Below are 1,285 nucleotides of genomic sequence, written 5' to 3'. Positions count from 1 at the left end.
GCAACTACCCGCACGGCTTCTCGCATCACGGACTGGTGCGCGACCGAGCGAGCCTGGGACGCCAGCGGCTCCGCGTGAACCCGAGACACCAACGGGCTCAGCGCGTGATGCACGGCCGGAGCGAACAGTCGCAGCCCCTCGACGTTCCCGGTGACCGCCAGCGCCCGTGCGGCCTCCAGCTCACCGGCCGCCGCGAGATCGACCAGGGCGGTGACATCACCGTTCGCCGCGATGTCCTCCAATGCCGTGCGGGCGGGCGCACTGCCCAACCCGGCCGCGGCCACGAGCGCCCTGAGGTGCCCCTCTGCCGCAAGTTCGCGGAGCAGCGACTTCGCTACCTGGTGCGCGTGCAGCGCTAGCCCGGCCAGTGCGTCGATCGCGGTCCGGTCGCCCAGTTCCGGGTGGCTGGCCACGTCACCAATGCGCACCAACGCGGCCAACGCGTGCACCTGGCCTGTACCCGCCAGCTCCACCAGCGCCTGGCGCGCACCAACGTCACCAGAAGCGGCCTGGGTCAACTGTTCGAACGACGCGCGATGCCCCTCGTTCGCCAACGTGATGATCGCGTTGATGTCGTCGCTGTCAGCCCGCTCGTACAACGACGGCACGGGCGCAGTCTCGCCATGAAGCATCGCATAAGTGGTGTCGCGCACCAGCGAAGCCGGCTGCCCACTCTCCACGACCGCCGATCCCGCCAGCACCGCCCGCTCCAGCAACCACGCCTCACGCGGCACAAGACGCGCGTCAGGACGATACATGCCATCCGACATCAGACCCCGGCCGCTGACCTGCTTGCTGCGGACCGGACCGAGAACCCGCCCGCCACGACCCCGATGCACCGCATCCTCACGAACGTGCTGAAACAGCGCGCTGAAACTGAACGCGTCATACAAGCCCAACGTATGACCGATCTCGTGCGCGAGCGTCGTGTCGATATCGCCCAGACCGAACGAATGCTGACTGCTCAGCTCACCGTCCCGGTGAAGATCGACATTCACCGTCGCCTCAGCCGATGAACCCACAAACTCGACCCGCACATGCAACTGATCACCCGAAAACAGACGATAACCCTGGTTGTAGAACCAGTTCACACCACGACCCATCGCCGTCTTCAAACCCTCGACCCGCGCCGCGTCCACGCCCGCGGGCACCCGCAGGAACACCTTGACCGTGAACTCCTTCACCCACCGGCCCGGCACAACCTCCATACGCCTGAGCTCAAAAGCCGCCTTCATCTCCTTGAAAGCCGGACCGATCAGAATCCGCGGCCTACCACCGGGCTCGG

At 66.5% G+C, this 1,285-nt stretch carries 1 protein-coding gene; it reads right to left on the bottom strand.

Features of this window, described 5'->3' with window-relative positions:
• Positions 1 to 1,235 (bottom strand): hypothetical protein (locus tag ABZX92_RS45910; RefSeq protein ID WP_355572487.1); only part of this gene is annotated, 1,235 nt, incomplete at its 3' end.
• Positions 1,236 to 1,285 lie beyond the last annotated feature (50 nt).

It is taken from the genome of Lentzea sp. NPDC006480, assembly GCF_040611995.1.
Taxonomy (GTDB): domain Bacteria; phylum Actinomycetota; class Actinomycetes; order Mycobacteriales; family Pseudonocardiaceae; genus Lentzea.
Note: the sequence above shows the minus strand (reverse complement) of the source record. Positions and strands in the feature narration are given on the sequence as shown.